The 24,000-nt window shown below is 61.8% G+C and carries 19 protein-coding genes; 8 read left to right on the forward strand and 11 right to left on the reverse strand.

Annotated elements, in window-relative coordinates:
- Nucleotides 1–37 precede the first annotated feature (37 nt).
- From ACQ3DC_RS18145 to ACQ3DC_RS18155, 3 genes are all read right to left on the reverse strand, one after another.
- A complete protein-coding gene (locus tag ACQ3DC_RS18145) occupies nt 38–175 on the reverse strand; it encodes a hypothetical protein (protein WP_199775297.1) in 138 nt (45 codons plus the stop codon).
- Between the two features lie 530 nt (nt 176–705).
- Entirely contained in the window at nt 706–1,290 is a 585-nt protein-coding gene (locus tag ACQ3DC_RS18150) for a histidine phosphatase family protein (protein WP_321214835.1), read from the reverse strand.
- Nucleotides 1,287–2,858, reverse strand: coding sequence for a CCA tRNA nucleotidyltransferase (locus ACQ3DC_RS18155; RefSeq protein WP_430752877.1), 1,572 nt, complete (start codon nt 2,856–2,858; stop codon nt 1,287–1,289). The genes ACQ3DC_RS18150 and ACQ3DC_RS18155 overlap by 4 nt, the downstream gene beginning before the upstream one ends.
- A gap of 207 nt (nt 2,859–3,065) precedes the next feature.
- Between ACQ3DC_RS18155 and ACQ3DC_RS18160 the strand changes: the two genes are divergently transcribed.
- From ACQ3DC_RS18160 to trxA, 5 genes are all read left to right on the forward strand, one after another.
- Complete coding sequence (locus ACQ3DC_RS18160; RefSeq protein ID WP_157242834.1) at nt 3,066–3,566, forward strand: NUDIX hydrolase; 501 nt, start codon at nt 3,066–3,068, stop codon at nt 3,564–3,566.
- Nucleotides 3,567–3,638: 72 nt separating this feature from the next.
- Entirely contained in the window at nt 3,639–5,798 is a 2,160-nt protein-coding gene (murJ, locus tag ACQ3DC_RS18165; protein ID WP_321214837.1) for a murein biosynthesis integral membrane protein MurJ, read from the forward strand.
- A gap of 164 nt (nt 5,799–5,962) precedes the next feature.
- Nucleotides 5,963–7,537, forward strand: a complete 1,575-nt coding sequence (locus ACQ3DC_RS18170) for an ABC transporter substrate-binding protein (RefSeq protein ID WP_430752878.1) — start codon at nt 5,963–5,965, stop codon at nt 7,535–7,537.
- Between the two features lie 256 nt (nt 7,538–7,793).
- Entirely contained in the window at nt 7,794–8,750 is a 957-nt protein-coding gene (trxB, locus tag ACQ3DC_RS18175) for a thioredoxin-disulfide reductase (protein ID WP_430752879.1), read from the forward strand.
- A 37-nt stretch (nt 8,751–8,787) separates the two neighbouring features.
- Nucleotides 8,788–9,114 carry a thioredoxin gene (gene trxA / locus ACQ3DC_RS18180; protein WP_139027242.1) on the forward strand — a complete coding sequence of 109 codons (327 nt, stop codon included), beginning with the start codon at nt 8,788–8,790 and terminating at the stop codon, nt 9,112–9,114.
- A 4,588-nt stretch (nt 9,115–13,702) separates the two neighbouring features.
- Here the strand turns inward: trxA and ACQ3DC_RS18185 are convergent.
- The 8 genes from ACQ3DC_RS18185 to rpmH form a co-directional block, all read right to left on the reverse strand.
- A complete protein-coding gene (locus tag ACQ3DC_RS18185) occupies nt 13,703–14,983 on the reverse strand; it encodes a ParB/RepB/Spo0J family partition protein (RefSeq protein ID WP_430752880.1) in 1,281 nt (426 codons plus the stop codon).
- A 62-nt stretch (nt 14,984–15,045) separates the two neighbouring features.
- On the reverse strand, nt 15,046–16,113 hold the full coding sequence (locus ACQ3DC_RS18190; RefSeq protein ID WP_321214841.1) for a ParA family protein: 1,068 nt from the start codon (nt 16,111–16,113) through the stop codon (nt 15,046–15,048).
- A gap of 89 nt (nt 16,114–16,202) precedes the next feature.
- On the reverse strand, nt 16,203–16,853 hold the full coding sequence (gene rsmG / locus ACQ3DC_RS18195; RefSeq protein ID WP_157240159.1) for a 16S rRNA (guanine(527)-N(7))-methyltransferase RsmG: 651 nt from the start codon (nt 16,851–16,853) through the stop codon (nt 16,203–16,205).
- A gap of 21 nt (nt 16,854–16,874) precedes the next feature.
- Complete coding sequence (locus tag ACQ3DC_RS18200) at nt 16,875–17,450, reverse strand: protein jag (protein WP_430752881.1); 576 nt, start codon at nt 17,448–17,450, stop codon at nt 16,875–16,877.
- Nucleotides 17,450–18,424 carry a membrane protein insertase YidC gene (gene yidC / locus ACQ3DC_RS18205; RefSeq protein ID WP_321214842.1) on the reverse strand — a complete coding sequence of 325 codons (975 nt, stop codon included), beginning with the start codon at nt 18,422–18,424 and terminating at the stop codon, nt 17,450–17,452. The genes ACQ3DC_RS18200 and yidC overlap by 1 nt, the downstream gene beginning before the upstream one ends.
- A gap of 16 nt (nt 18,425–18,440) precedes the next feature.
- Nucleotides 18,441–18,836 carry a membrane protein insertion efficiency factor YidD gene (gene yidD / locus ACQ3DC_RS18210; protein WP_321214843.1) on the reverse strand — a complete coding sequence of 132 codons (396 nt, stop codon included), beginning with the start codon at nt 18,834–18,836 and terminating at the stop codon, nt 18,441–18,443.
- On the reverse strand, nt 18,829–19,239 hold the full coding sequence (rnpA, locus tag ACQ3DC_RS18215) for a ribonuclease P protein component (RefSeq protein ID WP_321214844.1): 411 nt from the start codon (nt 19,237–19,239) through the stop codon (nt 18,829–18,831). Before rnpA ends, yidD begins: the two co-directional genes overlap by 8 nt.
- A 40-nt stretch (nt 19,240–19,279) precedes the next feature.
- On the reverse strand, nt 19,280–19,417 hold the full coding sequence (rpmH, locus tag ACQ3DC_RS18220; protein WP_003800212.1) for a 50S ribosomal protein L34: 138 nt from the start codon (nt 19,415–19,417) through the stop codon (nt 19,280–19,282).
- A 461-nt stretch (nt 19,418–19,878) separates the two neighbouring features.
- Between rpmH and dnaA the strand changes: the two genes are divergently transcribed.
- From dnaA to gnd, 3 genes are all read left to right on the forward strand, one after another.
- Nucleotides 19,879–21,303, forward strand: coding sequence for a chromosomal replication initiator protein DnaA (gene dnaA / locus ACQ3DC_RS18225; protein ID WP_157240151.1), 1,425 nt, complete (start codon nt 19,879–19,881; stop codon nt 21,301–21,303).
- A 526-nt stretch (nt 21,304–21,829) separates the two neighbouring features.
- Nucleotides 21,830–22,954, forward strand: coding sequence for a DNA polymerase III subunit beta (dnaN, locus tag ACQ3DC_RS18230; protein WP_321214845.1), 1,125 nt, complete (start codon nt 21,830–21,832; stop codon nt 22,952–22,954).
- Between the two features lie 119 nt (nt 22,955–23,073).
- The gene (gene gnd, locus ACQ3DC_RS18235; protein WP_421092594.1) at nt 23,074–23,958 is read left to right on the forward strand and encodes a phosphogluconate dehydrogenase (NAD(+)-dependent, decarboxylating); all 885 of its coding nucleotides are present in this window, start codon (nt 23,074–23,076) and stop codon (nt 23,956–23,958) included.
- Nucleotides 23,959–24,000: the final 42 nt, after the last annotated feature.

A 24,000-nucleotide genomic window follows, 5' to 3' on the forward strand; every position in this document is an offset into this window, starting at 1 on the left:
CGCGGACGGGCTGCGGTCCACGTGCCTGCTGCTCCGCCTACCGCGTACCGCCGATCTGCTGGTGCATCAGGACGAAGACGTCTTCGCGCTGCTTCTCCAGCAGGGGTTCGTTGATCAGCCTCCTGCCGCTGCGCCGGCCTTGTGCCGGCAGCAGGAGTTTCCGGAACTTTCTCATGGGTATCACCTCCTTTTGTACTGGCTGGCCCGCAAACCGGGCGCGGCAATTAGTCTCTTTTTGCGAAATGCAATCGGGACTGGAATTAGGGCGCAGGAAAGCGCACGCAGGAATAACCGGGATTTGTTAGAATTGCCAGGACAAACAGTGATTGGCACGGCAGGGGAAGGCCCCCAAGGAAAGAGCGTGGCTCCGGCTTACGGGTCTACTCAGGGGTCCTGGCTATGGCGTTGCACGTGGGAGGCTGCGTTCCACCCAAGCGGAGCAAGGCTAGGAGCCGGCGTGTCCCCAAAACGGGCGCGCAAAGGCATCAGAGGCCGGGGCTGCGGTGACGTTCATCTTCCGTCCGCTAGTCAAAGTAATCATTTTCCCAACCTCCTTTTCTGCTCTGCCATTGCTCAGGCCAAGGGCCGTGCAACATGCGCCGATACCCCGGCAGACGCTCTGGGGTCAGGAATAAAACTACACTACGGCGAAGGATATCCGCCAGTAAGAAAGCAAAAATAAATCAAACAAATCCCGGAAAGCCTTTAAAGGCCCCAGCGGACAATAGCGGGTGTTCTTTTGTCCCAGCCCAGCGTGCAGACCTTGGCAGTGCCCAGAATGAAATGGCGGCCTTCCATGGGCGGCAATTCCAGCCAGCGTGCCGTGAGGATCCTCGAGAAGTGGCCGTGGGCCACAATCAGCACATTGTCCATGCCGGATTCCAGCACCCGGCCAATGATTTTGTCCGCCCTGGCCGCGACCTCGTCCAGCGTTTCGCCGTTGGGAACCCCGTGCGTCCAGATCAGGTATTCGGGGTTGTCCTTGCGGATCAGGTCAGAGCTGATGCCTTCGTAGTCGCCGTAGTTCCATTCGACGGCCAGGGGTTCATGCTGGGCGTCAGGGAAGCCGGCCAGCTCTGCTGTCCGCCGTGCCCGCCGCAGGGGAGACGTAAGCACCAGGTCGAAGTCGACGGGATCCAGCACCTTGCGGGCCTCCACGGCCTGCTGTTCTCCCTCGACCGTCAACGGCAGATCCGTCAGCCCGGTGTACTGGCCGCTTTTGGACCATTCGGTCTCGCCGTGGCGGAGGATCCACAGCTGGGGGCGCGGGGCAAGGGCGGGAATGGTCACTTGGACTCCTCAGAAGGGGAAGGCTCGACGGCGGCGGGAGGCGTTCCGGCCTCGGCCGCGGCAGGTGCGGGTGCGGCAGGTGCGGGTGCGGGATCGGCTTCAACAGGCGGGCGTCCAGCTTCATCCGGGGCGGATTCCGGCTGTTCCGCCCACCAGCGGAGCAGCCGTGCTTCCGCTTCGTCCGTAGGCAGGGGCCCGCTCTCCATCCGCTCATTCAGCAGGAACTTGTAGGCGCGGCCCACCACGGGCCCTGGTTTGAGCCCCAGCAGGGCCATGATCCGGGCCCCGTCAAGGTCGGGGCGCACAGCGTCCAGCGACTCCTGTTCGCGCAGTGCGGCGATGCGGGCTTCCAGGTCGTCATAGGCGAAAGCGAGCCGTTCGGCCTTCCGCTGATTGCGGGTGGTGACGTCCGAGCGCGTAAGCCGGTGCAGCCGTTCCAGCAGTGGCCCGGCATCGGTCACGTAGCGGCGGACTGCAGAATCGCTCCAGCCGGCGTCCCCGTAGCCGTAGAAGCGCATGTGGAGTTCCACGAGGCGGGCAACAGCCTTGGTGGTGTCGTTGTCGAAGCGCAACGCCTTCATCCGCTTGGAGGTGAGTTTGGCTCCCACCATGTCGTGGTGGCGGAAGCTCACCGCGCCGCCCGGTTCAAAGCGGCGCGTAGCCGGCTTGCCGACGTCGTGCATTAATGCTGCGAAGCGCAGCACGAAGTCCGGCCCCGGCACGGAGCCTTCACCATCCGTCTCCAGCTCCGCTGCCTGCTCAAGGACCTGCAGGGAGTGCTGGTAGACGTCCTTGTGCCGGTGGTGCTCGTCCGATTCCAGGCGGAGCGCGGAAACCTCAGGCAGCACGAACTCGGCGAGGCCGGTATCCACCAGCAGGTCCACGCCGACGCGCGGGCGGGCACCGCAGATGAGCTTGACCAGTTCGTCCCGCACGCGTTCCGCGGAAATGATGGTGATCCGCTCGGCCATCTCCGTCATGGCCCGGCGGACGTCTTCGTGCACGGATACACCCAGCTGGGCAGCGAACCGTGCCGCCCGCATCATCCTCAGCGGATCGTCGGAGAAAGACAGCTCGGGTGCCCCCGGCGTGGCCAGGACGGAAGCATGAAGGTCACGGACCCCGCCGAAGGGATCCACCAGTTCCAGCGAGGGCAGCTTCAGGGCCATGGCGTTGATGGTGAAGTCCCGCCGAAGCAGGTCATCGGTCAAGGACGAACCGAACGCCACCACCGGCTTCCGGGAATCAGGATCGTAGGCCTCTGCCCGGTAGGTGGTGATTTCGATCTGGAAGCCGGCCTTGCGCATGCCGATCGTGCCAAAGGCGCGGCCGATCTCCCAGTAGTTGTCCGCCCACTTCTTGATGAGTGCCACGGTCTGGTCCGGGGTGGCGTCGGTGGTGAAGTCCAGGTCGGGGGACGTCCGGCCCAGGAAAAGGTCACGCACCGGTCCGCCCACCAGGGACAGTTCGTGGCCGGCGTCCACGAAGCGCCGGCCGAGCTCCAGGACCACCGGGTCCACCTGGAAATCAACGGTCTGGGAATCAGTCTTGTGATGTGCGTGCGCCATAGTTACTTAAGCTTGGCAGAAACCAGCGTGTCGGCAGGCCAAATTAGGGTCAAGATCGCGCGGAATCGCTCAGTGCACGGCAAAGTGCGTCATATGCCGTCCATGTTGGTGTCATGTTCCGGTCATCACGAACGGGCAACAGTCGTTAGAGTGGACTCCATGGCCCATCCAGTACCGAGCGCTCCCGGCAGGAGGACGAACGCGCCATTGCCATCGGCAATTGGTGCGCACGTTGCGCCTGCCCAGCATTCGGCACCGGCATCGCTGCCCACGGTGGAGGAGGTCTCCGCCGGCGGCGTCGTGGTGGACACGTCCGACGCCGAGTTGAGGGTTGCGATTATCGCCCGCCTTAATCGCGGCGGACGCCTGGAGTGGTGCCTTCCCAAAGGCCACCCGGAGGGAAAAGAAAACAACGAGCAGGCCGCCGTCCGAGAAATTGCCGAGGAAACCGGCATTGAAGGCGACATCCTCGCACCGCTGGGAAGCATCGACTACTGGTTTACCGTCAGCGGCCATCGGGTCCACAAAACGGTCCATCACTACCTCCTGCGGGCCACGGGCGGCGAGCTCACCATCGAGAACGATCCGGACCAGGAAGCCGTGGACGTGGCCTGGGTCCCCATCCAGGAACTGGCGCGCAAGCTGTCCTTCCCCAACGAGCGCCGGATCGCCGATCTGGCCCGGGAAGTCCTTCCCGGGCACCTTTAGGGCTGCAGCCGCCCCGGGCAGCCGGTGCCTGCATTGCGGCTTTAACTGCCTTCGGGTGAGACGATGAACTCGATGTCAGCTACCAACTTTCCTTCCGATAAAGCCGGCCCGCCCGGTGACGCCGCCCCTGACGGCGTTCCCCCCGCGCCGGCCGGCGCGGACAGTTCCCCTGGCGGCACGGTTGCCAGCGAAACCAGGTCCAGCGCCATCATGGCTGCCGGGACGCTCGTTTCGCGGTTCCTGGGTTTTGGAAAGACCTGGATGCTGGGCACTGCCCTGGGTCTTGGCTCCACCGTCAATGACACCTTCATCAACGCCAACAACCTGCCCAACCTGATCTTCCTGCTGGTTGCCGGGGGCGTGTTCAACGCGGTCCTGGTGCCGCAGATCATCAAGGCAAGCAAGGCTCCGGACAGGGGAGCGGACTACATCAGCCGGCTGCTGACGCTGGCTGTGCTCCTCCTGCTGGGGCTGACAGCCCTGGTAACGCTGGCGGCCCCGGGGGTCATTGAGCTCACCACCCAGGGATACAGTCCCCAGCAGAAGGCCCTGGCCGTCACCTTCGCGTTCTGGTGCCTGCCCCAAATCTTCTTCTACGGCCTTTACGCCCTCCTCACCCAGGTACTGAACGCAAACGGCGCATTCGGCCCTGCCATGTGGGCGCCCATCCTTAATAACGTGGTGGCCATCGCCGGCCTCGGCATGTTCATCTGGATCTTCGGTGCGAACGAGCTGAATCCGCACACCCTGGACAACTGGGGCAGCACCCAAACCCTGCTGGTGGCGGGCTTTTCCACCATCGGCGTGATATCCCAGACCGCCATCCTGATGATTCCGGTGATCCGGCTGCGGCTGGGCCTCCGGCCCCGATTCGGCTGGCGGGGAGTAGGACTGGGCCAGGCAGCCAGGCTGAGCGTCTGGACCTTGCTGACTGCCGCCGTCGGGCAGCTCGCCTTCCTGTACGTCATGCGCATCGCCACCATCCCCGGGGCGGAACGCATCCGGCTGCAGCAGGCGGGAGACCCTGCAGCGAACATGCTGCCCGGCAACGCCGTGCTCGAGGTTGCCAGCCAGCTCTACCTGCTGCCGCACTCCATCATCGCGCTGTCACTGGCCACGGTGCTGTTCAACCGGATGACCCGGGCTTCGCAGGACGGGAACCATGACGAGCTGCGCGATGCACTCTCCCACGGCCTGCGGACCATGGCGGTTGCCACTGTGTTTGGTGCCCTGGCCCTCTTTGCCCTCGCCGGTCCCCTGGGCATGTTCTTCTCCGGAGGGCTTCGCCAGGACGGCGTGATGCTGGCCCAGACGCTCACCATCCTGGCGCTGAGCACGCCGTTCATGAGCGCCAACTTCATGATGTCCCGGGTGTTTTACGCGAATGAGGACGCCCGGACGCCGTTCTTCATCCAGCTGCTCCTGGCCGTTGTCTACGTGGCCGGCGCGTTCGCCATCCAGTTCCTGCCGGTCACCCAGATCATCTACGCCATCGCCGTCCTCTATATGGTGGGCAACATCCTGTCGGTGGTCATCAGTGCGTACTTCCTGCGGCGCCTGTTGGGTCACCTGGACGGGCCAAGGATCGCCAACTCCTACATCCGCATGGGGTATGCAGCGCTTGGTTCGGCCATTGCAGGTGCAGGTGCGCTCTGGCTGATGGGCAGCTACAGCCCGGACGGTTTCGCCTGGCGCGACCGGATTACAGCCCTCATAACGCTCGTCGTGGTGGGCCCGGTCATGCTGGTGGCCTACTTCTTCCTGCTCAAGCTGTTCCGCGTTGCCGAACTGCGCGACCTGCTCCGCCCCCTCTTGGGACGGCTGGGCCGCGGCGCACCGCCCGCACCTTCCGCGGAAGCCGGGACCCCGCCGTCGGACTCTCCCCCCGGCGGAGCCTCCGGTGGACCACGGCGGCCCGCGCCGGAGCGTGCCACCACCTCCGTGGACACCGGGCTCATTCCCCGGATTTCCGGCGAGTTCGACGCTGTTTCCTTCAGGGCCGGGCCGGCTCCGGAACAAGAGGACGCGGAACACGGGACACGGCGGAGGCAGGCGCGCGACGGCGACGGCCCGGCTTCGTCCGACGAGGACTACCTTCCCGCGGAGGACCAGCCCAGTACGGCCCGGGGAGGTTTGCTGCGGGAACAGATTCCGCTGCCAGGACGCCGTACCTTCCAGGGGAAGCCCGGCGAGAACCCCTACTTCAAGCCACGGCGCCCCCGAAAAAAGTGACTTTAGAGCCGGCCGCCGCCGCCTTTATCCAGGGCGCAAGGGACGCAATCGGCTAGGATCGAGAAGGTACAGGGGTAGTTGCATCCAGGGCCAGCCGCCCGGCGGCTCCTGGATGGCGGTTGCATCATTCAAGCCGGCACTCCCGGACAGTCTAGGAGGAACACGTGTCCAACCCGATCGATGTCGGATCAGTACTGGGCGGCCGTTACAAGGTCACCGCCACTGTATTGGCCTCGCACGACCACGATCTGGTGCTGGACGGTGTGGACCAGGTCCTGAACCGTCCCGTCAGCATCCTGGTTGCCGGCCCCGGCAACACCGAGCAGGTTGCCCAGAGCGCCCGGGAAGTGGCCACCGGTGAGCGGCCCGGCACCGTCCAGGTCCTGGACCTTGGCATGACCGAGGCTGCCACCTACCTCATCACCAACCACACGTCGGCTGCGGATCTGCTGGACCTGGTGGTCGCGTCGAATCCGCCCTATGTGGAACCCTTCTTCACCGACACCCTGGGCAGCGAGATCTTTGGCCAGCCAAGGTCGAACGAGCCCGAACCCTACGACGACGAAGACCACATTGAAGCGGGCTACATCAAGTACTCCGATGCACACCCAAGCCAGGTGGATCCCTACCGGCAGGCACCGGTTGTGCCGCCGAAACCGCCTGCCCGGCCGGCGGCGTCGCCGTCCTCCGCCCGCAACTCCACCGGTGCCTCCGCAATTGGCGGGGCAGCAGCCGTGGGCGGTGCGGCAGGTGCTGCGGCTGCTGCCGAAGCCGGCTCCGGAACCCGTAGCGGCAGCGAAGCAGAAACCCGCGCCACTCCGCTGAGCGCTGGCGAGGGACGGGACCACCAGCCGGTACCGGCTCCCGGAAGCGGGGAGGGTACCCCGGGCGGAAAGCCGAAAGTGTCCCTGTGGTCCGACGCCGATTACGCCTATGCCGAGGACCAGCCTTCCGGCGCGCCGGTTGAAGACGAACCTCAAACGGAGAACAATGAGTCCTCCTTGTTTGCGCGCTCTGCCGCGCCTGCCGCTGCAGGTGCTTCATTTGACAGCCAAAGCGGGTATGACGACGACCGTGACGAGGGCGGCCGCGAGCCCAGGTCCATGCGATGGCTCGTTGGCGGGTTGCTCGCTGTAGTCCTCATTGCCGGGCTTGTTTTCGCCGTAACAAACCTGGGCAGCCTTTTCTCCCCGCAGCCGCAGGCGGTTCCCACCGCCCCTGCCACCAATGGTGGTGCCCCGGAGACCACGGCACCCGGAACGCAGGCGCCGACCTCCGCTGCTCCCGCCGCCCCGCCGGCAATTGAAAATATCAGCAGGCAGGGGACCTTCGATTTCGCTGCCACCTTCGATGGTGACTTGGTGAAGGCCTATGACGGCAACGCTGCCAGCTACTGGTCGGACATGGAGTTCGCAACCGAAAACTGGGGCGGCCTGGCACCCCAGGGCGTCCCGCTGGTGGTAAAGCTCAAGAACCCTGCCAAGGTTTCATCCATCACGCTTTCGCAGTTGGGGGGATCCGGTGGCAACATCACGGTGTACACCAACGACCGGCCTGCACTGGATGGTGCCAAAGCCGTAGGGACCAACAGTTTCACGTCAACCGACCTGACAATGCCCTTGGCCGAGCCGGTCCAGGCCCAGTACGTGATTGTCTCCATCAACTCTCTGCCACGGCTTGCCGCTCCTAAGACGCGCTATGGTTACGGCGTCCGGCTCGCCGAGATCAAGGTGCAGTAACCTCCCGCTACTTGAAGCGCGGCTGCCGCCGTGATGTGGGCTGTCGGGCGGTTGCCGCTGCCGGTGGCCGGGGGAGGCGCAGCGCCTGCCTGGTGGGACTGTAACCTTGGAAGAGCGCCTGCGGTGACGGTTGTCTGCTGTCTACCTGTGTTTCAGCACGTCCAGGCGCCGGAATATTCAGGATCAAGTAACAGTTGTGCCATGTGGCCGGCCTCCACGGGGAGGCGCGTCAAATAAGGAAGAGGTTCACCGTTCAGTGACCATCGCAGAAAACACCGCGTCCGACGTACGTGATGTCATCATTGTGGGCTCTGGCCCGGCTGGTTACACGGCAGCTGTATACACCGCCCGTGCCAACCTCAAGCCGCTTTTGCTTGCGGGCTCCGTTACCGCCGGCGGTGAGCTGATGAACACCACCGACGTCGAGAACTATCCCGGTTTCCCGGAAGGGATCATGGGCCCGGACCTGATGGAGAACTTCGAAAAGCAGGCCTCCCGCTTTGGCACGGAGATCCAGTTCGAGGATGTGACCTCCCTTGACCTCGAAGGTCCTGTAAAGACGGTGACCATTGCCACGGGCGAGAGCTTCCGTGCGAAGGCAATCATTCTTTCTACAGGGTCCGCCTACCGGGAGCTCGGGCTGCCGAACGAAAAGCGCCTGTCCGGCCACGGCGTTAGCTGGTGTGCAACCTGTGACGGTTTCTTTTTCAAGGACCAGGACATTGCGGTGATCGGCGGGGGAGACTCCGCTATGGAGGAAGCACTCTTCCTCACCAAGTTCGCGAAATCCGTGACAGTTGTTCATCGGCGCGACACCTTGAAGGCATCCAAGATCATGGCCGACCGCGCTTTGGCCCACGAAAAGATCAACTTCATCTGGAACAGCACCGTGGACGATGTTGTAGGCGAGGACAAAGTCAGCGGCCTGAAGCTGAAGAACCTCGTTGACGGAACAGTTTCCGATCTTTCGGTGACCGGCGTGTTCGTGGCCATCGGCAACGATCCCAGGACTGACCTGGTCAAGGATGTCCTTGACCTGACACCCGAAGGGACCATTGCCGTCGAAGGCCGCAGCTCGAAGACAAGCATCTCCGGCGTCTTCGCCGCCGGCGACGTTGTGGACCCCACGTACCGCCAAGCCATTACGGCATCCGGTTCGGGTTGTGTAGCCGCAATCGATGTAGAGCATTACCTCGCTGACTTGCCCGCATAATCACCGCAACCAATATCCGAAGAGAGAGACAAGGGTTATGAGTAACGCCAAAGACGTAACAGACGCTAGCTTCAGCACGGACGTTCTGTCCTCCGACAAGCCGGTTATTGTGGATTTCTGGGCCGAATGGTGCGGGCCCTGCCGCAAGCTCGGTCCGATCCTGGACGAGATTTCGGTGGAATACAGCGAGAAGGTTGATGTCGTCAAGGTAAACGTGGACGACAACCCATCCATCGCAGCCGAATACGGCATCACCTCCATCCCGGCTGTCTACCTGTTCCAGGGTGGTGAAGTGAAGAGCACGGTTATTGGCGCTAAGCCGAAGCAGTTCTTCGAAAAGGAATTCGCTGACGTCCTGTCCTAGGTTCTGCGGTTTCTGCAGTTTCTCGAGTGGCCACCGCCTTCCGGCGGTGGCCACTTTTTGTTTCAGGGCTGGGCACATGCAACTGTGCGGTTCGTGGGACTCCGGGGGCTGTGTGCGCATTCGCTCGTGAGCACAGTCAGTCCCTGCAGGTCCGCTGTTTCACGTGAAACGTAGCCGTCCGGCAGATGCCGTACACCCCCTGTAAAGGGCCGGGGCCACCCGCGCTACTAGGGGGAGTGCCGTATTAGGGATGACGCACTGCAATCCATGTAGCTCCGCCCTATTTGGTTAGGTTAATCTCGTGCTGAGAAGGCGCCACCATGCGGCCCCGCCCTGCGGATTCCTCCCGCTCCGGTAGGCAATCGCACAGGAACCGTACTCCACTCGCGCCCCGACGGGAATTGCTTCTATCCGTACGTGGTGAGTGGGTGCACATCGTGACTGGCTGCTGCGGTGCGGGGCTGGCGTGTTTCACGTGAAACACGCCGCCAGCGCGGCGGCCAGATTCAAGTCGACTTAGACCATTTGGTGAAGCATAAGACAACTGATGCTTCACCGGCCTTTCCACAACACACAGCTAAGTTGGGGTGAGCGCAGCCAGGGACAGCCGCACTGCTGGCGGCGCGATGCCGGGCTCAAGGTCAACGCGCAGTCCTTCTTCCGAAGGCTCGCTCTAACTGCAGTGCACCTCGTCTCTAAGTGCCTTCCCACGACCTGCGGACAATCACTGCACGCCGGCGGTGCGCGACACTGGCGAGGCAACCAAAAGCCGTGCGCCCCAATCGCACCCCGCAGACTTGGCCCGACAGGCGGCCAAGGGACATTGGAGCTCATAGCCATGAATTTTTCCGGGGGAGCCACCTGGTCTCCTGTACGGACTTCACCCTGTTCTGCTGTCATCTGGTGGTCAGTGAAGTTCAACCGGGGTGCTCAACTTGGCTGCGGCGGCTAGATCCGACGGAGCCTGTCCAACCGGTCTGCGTCCCTCTCCTGCCTGGGCAGGTTGGTCGTTCCCCATACTCATACTCATGACACGGCGACTACGAGACCGCCCGCTTAATGAGACCGTCGGTGATGGCTGGTGAATCTGCTCCTCCCGGGATTCCATTTGGCCTGGGTTCTGGAGGCTCGGACTCCCAGGGGGAATGAACGCTGACAGCACACCCCGGCAGTTCGCCGGGGCCCCGGTCGAGTTTGGGGGCACGACCCCTGCCGTTTCAGCCCGGGGGAGCGCGCGCCTAGAACCGACCTTTGTACAGAACCGTTTCACGTGAAACACCGATGTCGCCGCATGGGCGGGGTTGCGGTGCGACTGCAAACCTCCTGGTGAAGCTGCAGCCCCCTACGTGGTGGCCCCAGAGCGCAGGCACCGCATGATGGCTGGGACCTCTCCTCTCATTGGCTAGGACGTTCCCACCATCCTCTGGCGTCTTGCATGTGCCTTGCGATGTGGATTTTTGGGGTAGCTTGCTGTACCTGGCGCCTACAGCTCCACATCGGTGTGACCACCCGGCGCGCACACCGCCGCGTATGAACCTCTCGGCAGGAGCCGGACTCGATAATCCACGAGTCTATAGCCAGCCGATTCTGTCTTGGGCCCTGCACTTAGCAGCACCCCTTGGTTCTTCACTAAAACAGAGTCGGGAGCAGGGTGCACGTAATCTAGGGGGCGAACTACTTGCCTCCTACTCTTTCAATGCGTGCGTACCGGCGGCCCCTTCTCACAACCGTCACGTCAGGACCATCCAACCAGCCGGCCGCAGTTAACCAATCCGCTGTCTGCCCGGTGGACCCTCACGCCATAAATCCACCCAGGTCCTCAATGTGCACCCCATCCATGGGCCACACCTGGGCCTCATGATCCCAAGCAGCCCGCTAGTCTATCCACAAGTTATCCACACCAGCAGATCGCTCCTATCCACAGCCTTATCCACAGCCATCTAGCCAACAGCCCGCGCCGCTTGCTGATCCGCCACGACAGCCCCAACCCCCAGTTGCAGCCGAGTGTGGCAAGCTATGGTCGGTCTGCGGTCTCCCGGCGAGCCTGCTCTCAAGATTCCAAGCCCTTCCCAGTCCCTGAATAAACCATAGTTAGTAGATACAGGCGCAGAAACAGCATCGTTCTGCACTCCTGGTTTGTTTCACGTGAAACGAGGCAGTGAATCAATCCGCACCGTAGGGCTGGGGATGCCCCAGAGGAACTGCCCTATGGTGATGTACCGGTTCAACCTCCCGTTCCGTGAGGCCCACTGTCCACAAAGTTATCCACAGCGCAATCCACAGCCATGTCCACTACACCCGAAGGGTGTGTGGAAGACCACTGACGGCAGGGACACCTCAGATGGCAAGGCGGCCGGCCCCCAGAACCGCTATGTTGGGCACCCCGGGGATATGAGGAACAGGAAGGCGGGTGGGGCGCCGGCAGAGAACAGCAACGACCTTACCGCGCGCAGAGGGTGGTGACACCATAGTTAACGGCCAGCGGACGGCCTCTGCGCATCGCGCGTTGCACCGCGGTTCGAGTGCGCCTCTCGTGCTGGACCGCAGCACGATCTGTTTGCTAGCCGGGATGGCATCCCGTAGTAGCAGGACGCGACAGCCCGCGTTAGTCCAAGTGAGAGACTGCAGGCACGTCCAGCCGCCCGTATCTCCTTGACTGAACCCGTGCGGACTACACGACCCCTAACCAGCCGTTGTGGAGTTCTCCGGCCCGGAGCTATGACGGTCCAGGGGAGTGATGACAACAACCCGCCCACCACAGGTCTGCTCGCGCGGGGATCCGCCTCACTATTCCGGAACGCAAGATTGGATCCCAGAGCTTGACCGCTGGTGGTTATCCTTCCGAGCATCCGTCCTCCGCGTTGCCCCTTTTGAGCCGTCAGGGGCGTGCACCCGATTGAACCCGATTATGGGTCTGGTGCTTCATCGCTCACTCGCCGGTCATGAGCCTACACCTGTCAGTAGCCCGCTCATCCATACCCCCCGAAGCCACTCATCGAGCTACTGCAGGCGCAAACTCGACGACTGCTCGTGCTGTGCCTTTGCGGAAACCAAGAGCGCTAGGGGTTAGCACTCGTTTCACGTGAAACAAGCAGGGGTCCGTCCGGCAATGTGCCCCACGGACACTGCCGTACGATGCCGTACGTTCAGTCAAAACCTGCCTGAGTGTATCTGCAATGCAGGCCACCACTCACGCCCGTCGCGCAGAAGCTCCTGGGCCGAGTTGCATCCAGAACCAGGAACGATGTGCTTGGGCGTGCGTGCGCCTTGGTTCGCACGCCCCGGGAGTGGCGGCTGCGAAGAGTGCATGTATGTGCGCCGGATCGGGATATACGACCCGCGAACTGTGAAGCCTAAGTGGACGGCTTTAACCCGAATTACCAGCTCTTTGCTTCAAGGGCACCTGTTCCACGTGAAACAGTGCGCCTGACACTCGTGCTACCGGCACTGTAGTCGTTACGGGTAGGGGCCTCCGATAGGACTAAGAACGTGACCATGCGACCCCACGGGAAGCTTGCCGTGCAGGACGGGACAACAGACGGCCGCCGACATACCAACGCCGAACCAATGACGATCGGAAAGACTCCGACTAACTATCAGCAGCGAGTGGGCACCGCGGCCCGTGACACCTTGGGCAACCGCTGGGTCCGTTGGGCTAACCCCTCTATCCGGCCCGAAGGAGACGTGGATGAGCGGCAACATTGCCTGTTACCAGGGGTTTCACGTGAAACACACGTGGAATCACTGAGGATTGTGGCTCAGACAGGGTCAGATGCGGGAAGTCCCACCAGGAGAAACGCCCACTTCGTTCCAGAACCTCAATTGTTCGGATCTACGCGGGTATAGGGAAAGCCCCGAGTGCTACTTGCTTGGTAGTTGTTATCACGTAGGCACTGCCACCAAAAACTTAGAAGGTGGCATTCGAGTTCTCGGGCAACTTGCCTTGGACGACAGGACAACAATCGGCCGCCGACATACAACCCAACCCCATCCCCGACCACGATCGGAAATGGTTCGAGTATCTATCAGCGCCGAGTGGGCAGCGGGACAAGGTGAGTGGACGCCGCGGTCCCGCGACAGACATCCTCTGGGCTACTCTAGTGTGCCCGCCGAAGGCAGGCGGGGACACGGATGAGCGGCAACAGAGCCTGTTAATAGGGGGTTTCACGTGAAACACATTTGGGAACGCTGCGGATGGCGGCACATAAGGGACTAAATACAGAGAGTCCCACCATGGAAGAGCACCGATTCCGTTCCAGCACCTCAATTATTCGGCTCTCGGGCGGGTATAGGGAAAGTCCGAGACCGCAGCTCCATGGGAGTGACGATAGCGAGCGGGGGATCATCAGTGCCGGAGACCTGGACTGCCTGGGCAGCCGGAATAGAAGCCCGATCTGCCTAACACGCAGCAACTCCACTCAGCCTTCGCGTGAAAGTCTTAACAGACAAGATGGTCAGGACACGAAGAGATCCAGCATCCTGGCACCCCAATACCCAGACAATGACCGCTAAGCGGAAGTAGCCCCAGCTCAAAGAAGAAGGCCTGATTCACACGGAATCAGGCCTTCCTTCTGCGGAACGATGCGCTTTAGTTGTTCGAACCAGGTGCGAGGACATCCATAATCCGGTTGAGATCCTCGACGCTTGCGAATTCGATACTCACCTTGCCCTTGCGGACACCAAGGGAAATCTTGACGTTGGTATCAAGCCGGTCAGAAAGGGAGGACGCCAAGTAATCGAGCCGCTCGTGGCGGGCACCAGGACGGGGGATATTGTTCTTCGCCGGCTTGGCGGGATCCTGGTACATCGTTACGGCCTCTTCAGTGGCTCGCACTGACATCCCCTCAGCCACGATCTTCTGGGCCAGTCGCTCCATTGCTGCAGCGTCGGGCAGGGCCAACAGTGCACGGGCGTGGCCTGCGGACAATACACCTGCCGCGACCCGGCGCTGTACCAACGGGGGCAGTTTGAGCAGCCGAAGGGTGTTCGACACCTGGGGACGCGAACGCCCGATACGATCCGCCAGCTGCTCATGGGTGGTTCCGAAGTCTTCGAGGAGCTGCTGGTAGGCCGCCGCCTCTTCGAGGGGGTTTAGCTGGCTCCGGTGCAGGTTCTCCAGCAGGGCGTCCCGCAGAAGATCGTCGTCGGTGGTGTCCCTGACGATTGCAGGGATGGTCTCAAGGCCGGCAGCCTGAACCGCCCGCCATCGACGCTCACCCATGACGAGCTCAAAGGGTTCACCACCGGGTTCGGTTGATTTGCGGACAACAATTGGCTGGAGGACGCCTATTTCGCGAACGGAGTGAACGAGCTCAGCCATATCGTCTTCATCGAAGACCGATCGCGGCTGTTTGCGGTTGGGGTGGATGTCCGTGACTAAGATTTCTGCGAAGCGAACGCCCGGCACCTCTACCAGCTCCACGCCTGAGTCAGTCCAGGTGGGCTCGTCGTCCCGTTCAGCGGAATCACCAGATGCCGACGCCGTAGTAGCCACCCCTGGCTGCTCCTCCTGCAGCTCGGGAGCGGCCTTACCCTTGGCAGGGGATTCACTGCCCTCTTCCGTTTTGGCGGAAACACTGCCGGAAGAACGGGGCTTTGCGGCGGCGCTTCTTCCGGCAGTGCTCTTGCCTGCGGGAGATGCGGTGGACGGCTGCTTAGTGGACGGAGCAGCGGTCCCTTCGCTCGCTGCCTTGTTCGAGGACTGGTTGGCCGCGGCCTCTTCGGCTGGTTCCGTCTTCCTTCGTCCCTCAGGGAAGAAGAGGTCTACCGGACGGGAGGCGGCTGTACCGTTGCCCGAACCGTTGGCGGCGGCGGAACTTGGAATCAGCGCGCCAAGACCGCGGCCCAGGCCACGTCGCTTCTCGCTCATTGGTAATCCCTCCAGTGGTAGATCCCGGCCATGCCGTGCTCCGGTCGTTGCAGTTTGAAGATTCAGCGCTCTGCTATTTCAGCAGCGGCTTCCAGATAGGACAGGGCTCCACTGGAGGAAGGGTCGTACGTCATGACAGTCTGCTGGTAGCTCGGTGCCTCTGATATCCGCACGGAACGCGGAACAACAGCAGACAGCACCTGGTCCGGAAAATGCTGGCGGACCTCGGCCGCGACCTGGGCGGCAAGATTCGTCCGCCCGTCGTACATCGTCAAAAGGATGGTGGAAACCACAAGGTCCGCGTTGAGGTGCTTCTGGATCATCTCAATGTTCTTGAGAAGCTGGCTCAGTCCTTCAAGTGCGTAGTACTCGCACTGTATGGGGATCAGCACCTCGTTGGCTGCACAGAAGGCATTGACCGTCAGCAGTCCAAGGCTTGGCGGGCAATCGATAAAGATGTAGTCGAGCCGCTGCTCGCCGTTCTTTTCCCGCGCCTTTGCATAGACGTCAATTGCCCGGCGCAGTCGCTGCTCACGGGCCACCAGCGAAACGAGTTCAATCTCCGCGCCGGCAAGGTGGATGGTGGCGGGTGCACAGATCAGATTGTTGATGTCCGGGCAGGGCGCCACTACGTCCGCGAGCGGGACGTCGTTTATCAGGACATCGTAGATGCTGTCCACGTCGGCATGGTGCTCGATTCCCAGGGCGGTGGACGCGTTTCCCTGAGGGTCGATATCAATGACCAGGACATTCAATCCTGCCGCGGCAAGGGCGGCAGCAATATTGACGGTGGTGGTGGTCTTTCCTACCCCACCCTTCTGGTTCGAGACAGTAAAAACGCGCGTGTTCTCCGGACGGGGAAGCTTCCGGCCCACCAGCCGTTCACGGCGTTTGGTCTCATGTGCCAATTCGCGGGCGATCGGGCTGGAATCATCAATGGCGTCGATGATGTTGGATCTACCGGAGACGGTTGTTTCACGTGAAACGGCCATGGCGTTGGCGCCTGCCGCAACCCTTTCCGGATGAATTCCACCCCTGGCCGGGGGCACAATGGGACCAGCGACGGAACGTGCTGACCCCAAGGACACGAACGGCGGTATCCGTTGCGTGGAGGCTTCGCTACTGGTCACTGGGGCACACTCACTCTCGTTCGGCCAAATTTGCTGCCGTTGTCTAGCCTAACCGCTGGACCCGGCAGAGTTGGGTCACCGGGCCTGAACTAGGCTTTCTTTTGGGACTTGTTTACAACGATGCGCACCACAGTAGTAGGTTCCTCCAGCAGGCTCTCGCCCACAGTCAGAACAGACGTTTCAATGCCACCCAGTTTGCGGATGGTCTTGGCGGCCTTTTCGATTTCCTCAGCCGCACTGCGCCCCTTGATGGCCACCACCTCGCCCTTGCCGGCGAGGAGCGGAATCGTGAGGCCGGCGAGGTTGCTGAGGGCAGAGACCGCCCGGGCTGTCACCACGTCAGCCTCCACATGTCCCACTGCCAACTCGGCCCGGGTCCGCATTACGGTCACGTTGTCCAGGCCAAGATCGTCAACCACTTCCTGAAGCCAGATAACCCTGCGCTCCAGTGGCTCGATCAAGGTCAGTTCCAGGTCCGGACGGGCAATCGCGAGGCAGAGGCCCGGCAGGCCTGCACCACTGCCGACGTCGGCCACATGGCTGCCCTCGGGAATCTCGCTCTCAATGACAGCGCAATTGAGGACATGACGGCTCCAGAGCCGGGGAATCTCCCGCGGCCCAATAAGGCCGCGCTCCGTTCCGGAGGTAGCCAAGTGCTCCACATAGCGCTTAGCCAGGTCCAACCGGTCGCCGAATATTTTCTCAGCGGCCACGAGTTCAGCTGCCGTGATGTCAACCATGATTAGCGGATCAGCAATTCTCTAGTCTGCGGACACAACAATGTGGCGTCCGGCGCCTTCGCCCTCGGACTCACTGACCAGTCCCAGGTCTGCAACAGCGTCATGAACAATCTTGCGCTCATAGGCGCTCATCGGTTCCAGTGCCACCGGCTCGCCGTTTTCCCTCACTGAAGCTGCCGCATCTTCCGCGATCTTCTGCAGGTGGCCGGTACGCTCCTGGCGGTAGCCGTTGATATCCAGGACCAGCCTGGACCGGTTGTCAGTCGCCGAGAGAACGGAGAGCCTGGTGAGCTCCTGGAGTGCCTCAAGGACTTCTCCGTCTTCACCCACCAGATTGTCCAGGGCATCGGACTCTTCCTCTGTCACGATGGAGATGTAGGTGCGCCCGTTGCGGACTTCAATGTCGATATCGCCGTCGATGTCGGCAATGTCCAGCAGCTCCTCCAGGTAGTCCGCTGCCACGTCGCCCTCTTCCTCCAGGCGGCTGGCTGACGATCCCTTGGGTACGTCAGTTCCCGTGGATTCCCCATTCGCGGACGCGTCCTGGCTCTCCATGATGTCCTCGGAAAGGGCGTGTTCGGTGCTCTCGGCAGACATTACTTCTTCTTCCTGTTCTTGCGTTGTGGCTGGATGCGCTGGGCTTTGGCCTGCGCCACGGCCGCGGCGGCGGCAGCCTCGGCTGCCGCCTCGTCCTTCTTACCGCCCAGGATGGGCAAGGCCGGAAGGCCCTTGGCGGCACGGCGCTCGGCGAGGGCCTTGGCGGCGGGGGATCCCGGCGTCGGCATGCGGCGGATGACGAAGAACTGCTGTGCCATGGTCCAAAGGTTGGTGGTGGTCCAGTAGATCAGGACACCGATGGGGAAGTTGATGCCGCCGACGCCAAAGACGATGGGCAGGATGTAGAGCATCATTTTCTGCTGGCGCATGAACGGGCTGGCCATGGCCTCTTCGGACATGTTCTTGGCCATGATCTGCTTCTGCGTAATGAACTGCGAGGCCGTCATGGCAAGGATCATGAGGATGGAGAGGATCCACACTGAAGTGAGGTTGCCCTCGCCACCGTGCAGGAGCGAGGCGGACAGCGTGGCCCCGAAGATGGTGGACTCGTCAAACTGGACCACCTGGTCGTGGCTCATGGCCCCGATACCGACGCCCTTGTCACGGGCGGCGCTGATGCCGGAGAGCACGGTGAACAGTGCGAAGAAGAACGGCATCTGGATCAGCATGGGGAGGCAGGCAGAGAACGGGTTGGTGCCGTGCTTCTTATACATGGCCATCTGTTCCTGGGCCATGGCCTGGCGGGACAGCTGGTCGGTCTTGCCCTTGTACTTGTCCTGGAGCTTCTTCAGGTCAGGCTGCAGCAGCTGCATTCCGCGCTGGGCCTTGATCTGCTTGACGAACACGGGAATCAAGGCGGCACGGATCACCAGTACCAGCCCGATGATGGACAGCGTCCACGTCCAGCCGGAGGCTTCCGGCAGGCCGATGCTGCTCAGCCCTTCGTGGAAGCCCACCATGATGATGGAAACAAGCCACTTGAACGGAAACATGATTGTTTCAAAGAAGTCCATACGATATCCCTATTCGTCAGGCCGCAGTGCGGCCTTCTCCATCAGACTGCGCAGCCAGGTATTTGTCCGGGTTGTTCAGTACAACAATTGTGGGGGTCTGGTTTTCAGGCCAGTGGCGGTGGCCGGCGGGGACGTGGTCCACACCGCCGGCGTTCCAGGGATGGCAGCGCGCCAGGCGCCGGGCTGCCAGCCAGCTGCCCTTGACGGCGCCGTGCACCGTAATCGCCTCGAGGGCATAGGCCGAGCACGAAGGAAAGAAGCGGCAGACCTGGCCGTACAAGGGTGAAATCACCTTGCGGTAGGCCATCAATAAAAGAATGAGTATGCTGCGGGGCAGGTTCCAGAGGAACAGCGCAACTGCTGCGGCACTACGTCGGAGACAGGTAACGACGACGGCGGTGGCGTTACGCACGCAGTGTCCCCTCCTGTGTAGTACCGGCCGAACTGTTGGCGGCAGCCCTTGCAGGGCGGCCGGCCAGCCGGGTCATCGTTGATTCCAATGCGGCATTGTAATCCGACAGCAGCTGGTCCCAGCTGGCAGTTGCGGACGCAGGAAGCGCCCGGACCACTATGGCAAACCCGGTGCCGTACTCGCGCAGCGAGGCAGCACCTGCTTCTCTCAGTCTCCTCTTAACGAGGTTCCTGGCCACAGCGTTCCCTACACTCTTGGAAACGATGAACCCGATCCGGCTGGGTTCGTCGGCAGCAATAGCTGCCGTATATAACACTACGTTCCGGCGTCCATTGCGGACACCGGAACGTACAGTTGTTGAAAAATCGGCTGCAGTCCTCAAACGGTTACGGGTGGCCAGCACCTTAAACTCGCAAAGAAATGTCTACCGACAAGTCAGTTATTTACGCCGACAGCTCGGTACGGCCCTTGCCACGACGGGCCGCCAGGATGGCGCGGCCGGCACGGGTACGCATACGAAGGCGGAAGCCGTGCTTCTTGGCTCGACGGCGGTTATTCGGCTGAAAAGTCCGCTTGCTCACGTTAGTTACTCCAGTGGATCAAAGGTGCGCCCACCGTATGGGGAAGAACTGGCCGACGCTAAGTTTTGTATATGCACGCTTCCCCCGGCTGCTCAAGCGCACTGCGCCTAAGAGATTCAGATGGGGCCAAAAAGCGGACACAAAGGACTTCACAACGTTAGGGCAACCTGAACCCCTGAGTCAAACTGAGGCTCCACGTGCGGGCTATCCCCAACTGTGCTTAACCTGCCCTCCGAGGCTGTGGATGAAGTGGCTCACAGGGCCGTTTTGGAAACCACATCCATGTAATTATCCACAAGCTCCTTGCCAGCTATCTTCTAGGCTTTTCATCCCCTAGAGTGGCCCAGTAGCCGATTATCCACGTGCTGTGCATAACCCTGTGGATGAAGCTGAACCCATCCTGGTTCAAGACTCGCGGCTGCAGGCAATGCAGGCAAAGCAAGTTTTGAGGGAACCGATTGATGACAGTAGACGAAGCCAACCACGCCAATACTGTCGGAAGTTCCTGGCGGCGCGTTGTCAGCCTGCTGGAACAGGACCACCGTGTCTCACCGCGGCAGCGTGGCTTTGTCATCCTTGCCCAGGCGCAGGGCCTGATCGGGTCCACGCTCCTGGTGGCAGTTCCCAACGAACTCACCCGCGAAGTGCTCCAGACGCAGGTCAAGGACGCCCTGGATGACGCACTGCACAACGTTTTCTCCGAGGACATCCGGTGCGCCATCGACGTGGACACGGACCTGGTTCCCATCCACAAAGAACCCGAGCCCGTCGTCGTCGAGCCGTCCTTCTCCCCGGACCAGCTCATCGAACAGAAGCCGCAGCCCATGCTGCCCAGCACTTCGCACGAGTTCGGCCGCCTGAACCCGAAGTACGTCTTCGACACCTTCGTCATTGGTTCCTCCAACCGCTTCGCCCACGCTGCGGCCGTCGCCGTCGCTGAAGCGCCGGCAAAGGCCTACAACCCGCTGTTCATTTACGGTGATTCGGGGCTGGGCAAGACGCACCTGCTGCACGCCATCGGCCACTATGCCCGCCGGCTCTACAGCGGCATTCGCGTCCGCTACGTCAACTCGGAAGAGTTCACCAACGACTTCATCAACTCCATCCGTGACGATGAGGGCGCCAGCTTCAAGACCACCTACCGCAACGTGGATGTACTGCTCATCGATGACATCCAGTTCCTCGCGGGCAAGGACCGGACGTTGGAGGAGTTCTTCCACACTTTCAATTCCCTGCACAACAACAACAAGCAGGTGGTCATCACTTCGGACCAGCCGCCCAAGCTGCTGGCAGGATTCGAGGACCGCATGAAGTCCCGCTTCGAGTGGGGCCTCCTCACGGACATCCAGCCGCCGGAACTCGAAACCCGCATCGCCATCCTCCGCAAGAAGGCCCTGAGCGAAGGTCTCTCTGCTCCCGATGACGCACTGGAATACATCGCATCCAAGATTTCCAGCAACATCCGTGAACTTGAAGGTGCACTGATCCGCGTCACTGCCTTTGCAAGCCTCAACCGGCAGCCCGTGGATGTGGCACTTGCGGAGATGGTCCTCAAGGACCTCATTACCGACGACGGCGCCCAGGAGATCACGTCCGGCCAGATCCTCCAGCAGACGGCCGAGTACTTCAAGCTGAGCATGGAAGAGCTGTGCAGCAAGTCGCGGACCAGGACCCTGGTGACGGCGCGCCAGATTGCCATGTACCTCTGCCGCGAGCTCACGGACATGTCGCTGCCGAAGATCGGCCAGGAACTTGGCGGCCGCGACCACACCACTGTGATCCACGCTGACAGGAAGATCCGCGAACTGATGGCCGAGCGGCGTGTGATCTACAACCAGGTAACTGAGCTGACCAACCGGATCAAGCAGCAGCAGCGCGACTCCTAGCCGGCCGCACCTATACCTTATTAACAGGTGCATGTGGATAAGCCTGTGGATACTTAAGGGGACAACCGCGGTTAATGGGCTTAAAACCCTTAAGGCGCCTGTGGATTCGCAAAATCGCAAAAAATCTTGTCCCCATCCACACCCTGTTTAAAACCTGCGCCGCCCACAGTGGATGAACAGGGCTTAACCGCTGGAACCCGCGGCAGGGGAAGGTTATCCACAGTTTCCACAGCAGTTATTAACACTACTAATCCCAAAAAATTGAAATCCCTCAAACAACAAGACCTGTGCGCTCGTCCAGACCACACCGGGCCGGGCGGCCCTCCGGGCAGTCGGGACCACCGGGGATGGGTTAATCCCCGATCTTCCGGCTAAGCTGTCAGCAGCGCTCCCATCCTTGGGTTTTCGTGTGGTTCCTGCAGCACGGACCATGCAGGTTCAGGTGGTGGGGCACCCCACTTTTTTGGAACTGCCTGCGGGAAGTTCCAGGTCTTATGGCAGCAGCAATGAAAGGCGGCACCCTTCCGTGAAGTTCAGAGTCGATCGGGACGTCCTGGCAGAAGCCGTCACCTGGACAGCCCGGTCGTTGTCTCCGCGGCCGCCGGTGCCCGTCCTGTCCGGCCTGCTGTTGAAGGCCGAAGCGGGCACCGTGAGCCTCTCCAGCTTTGACTACGAGACCTCCGCCCGGCTGGAAATCACAGCGGACATCCGGGACGAAGGCACCATCCTGGTATCCGGCCGGCTCCTGGCCGATATCTGCCGCAGCCTCCCCTCGGCACCGGTCGACGTCGAAACGGACGGCAACAAAGTCACGCTGACCTGCCGCCGAAGCAGCTTCCATCTCGCCACGATGCCCGAGGCCGAGTACCCGCCGCTTCCCGCACTCCCGCCCATCAGCGGAACTGTCCCCGGTGATTCCTTCGCCCAGGCGGTTTCACAGGTCATCATTGCCGCCAGCAAGGATGACACGCTGCCCATCCTCACCGGCGTGCGGATGGAAATCGAGGACGACCTCATCACGCTGCTCGCCACTGACCGGTACCGCCTTGCCATGCGTGAAGTGCCGTGGAAGCCGGTCACCCCGGGCATCTCCACCAGCGCCCTGGTCAAGGCAAAAACCCTGAACGAAGTTGCCAAGACCCTCGGCAACAGCGGTGACATCAACCTTGCCCTCGCCGACGACGACAGCAGGCTGATCGGTTTCGAAAGCGGCGGACGAACCACCACCTCATTGCTGGTGGACGGGGACTACCCCAAGATCCGCTCGCTGTTCCCGGACTCGACTCCCATCCATGCCACGGTTCAGACCCAGGAGCTTGTTGAAGCGGTGCGCCGTGTCTCACTGGTAGCTGAACGCAACACCCCCGTTCGGCTCGCCTTCACCCAGGGGCTCCTGAACCTGGACGCCGGTACCGGCGAGGACGCCCAGGCTTCCGAGGAACTTGAGGCCCAGCTTTCCGGTGACGACATCACCGTGGCCTTCAACCCCCACTACCTGGTGGAAGGCCTCAGCGTGATCGAGACCAAGTTCGTCCGGTTCTCGTTCACCACTGCGCCCAAGCCGGCCATGATCACAGCGCAGGCGGACGCCGACGGCGAGGACCAGGATGACTACCGCTACCTGGTGATGCCGGTCCGCCTGCCCAACTAGCCCCCCTCCAACTAGGTAGCGCCAAGTGTCGTTTTGGAGGTTCAAAACGACACTTAGCGCTACCTAGTTGGGAACACGGTCCCGCAGCCACACCTCTAGCGCAGAAAACGAGTTCCAGAATGCACATTGGACTGATCGGCCTTGGCAAAATGGGATTCAACATGCGCGAACGCCTGCGCAAGGGCGGCGTGGAGGTCACCGGTTTCGACCGGAACCCGGACATCACCGACGTCGCCACCCTTGATGAACTCCTTGCCGCAGTCCCGGTGCCGCGGTTGATCTGGGTCATGGTTCCCGCCGGTGAGATCACGGACGCCGTCATCAAGGAACTTGGCGACAAACTCGCCGAGGGCGACCTGGTGATCGACGGCGGAAACTCGCGGTTCACGGAGGACCAGAAACACGGCGAACTCCTCGCCGCCAAGGGCATCCGCTTTGCGGACTGTGGCGTCTCCGGCGGAGTCTGGGGCCTGCAGAACGGTTACGGCCTGATGGCGGGCGGAGATGCTGCGGATATCGAACGCGCCCTTCCGGTGTTTGATGCCCTGCGCCCGGAGGGCGAACGTGAGGACAGCTTTGTGCACGTGGGCGGGATCGGCGCAGGGCATTACGCCAAGATGGTCCACAACGGGATCGAATACGGCCTGATGCAGGCATACGCCGAGGGATACCAGCTGCTGGCTTCCAAAGACATCATCAACGACCTTCCCGGAACCTTCCGCGCCTGGCAAAAAGGCACGGTGGTCCGGTCCTGGCTGCTGGACCTGTTGGTCAAGGCGCTGGATGAAGACCCGGGATTGCAGAACATCGACGACTACGTCGAGGATTCGGGCGAGGGCAGGTGGACGGTGGAAGAGGCCATTGCCAACGCAATTCCCGCCCCGGCCATCACTGCGGCACTGTTCGCCCGCTTCGAATCGCGTGAGGACAGCTCACCGGCCATGAAGATGGTATCCGCACTGCGCCACCAGTTCGGCGGCCACGCCACCCGCCCCGCCAAGTAGCATCCAGCCGGGAACCCGCGAGGTTCCCAGAATTGCCGAAAA

Source organism: Paenarthrobacter sp. NEAU-H11, assembly GCF_050573415.1.
Taxonomy (GTDB): Bacteria; Actinomycetota; Actinomycetes; order Actinomycetales; family Micrococcaceae; genus Arthrobacter.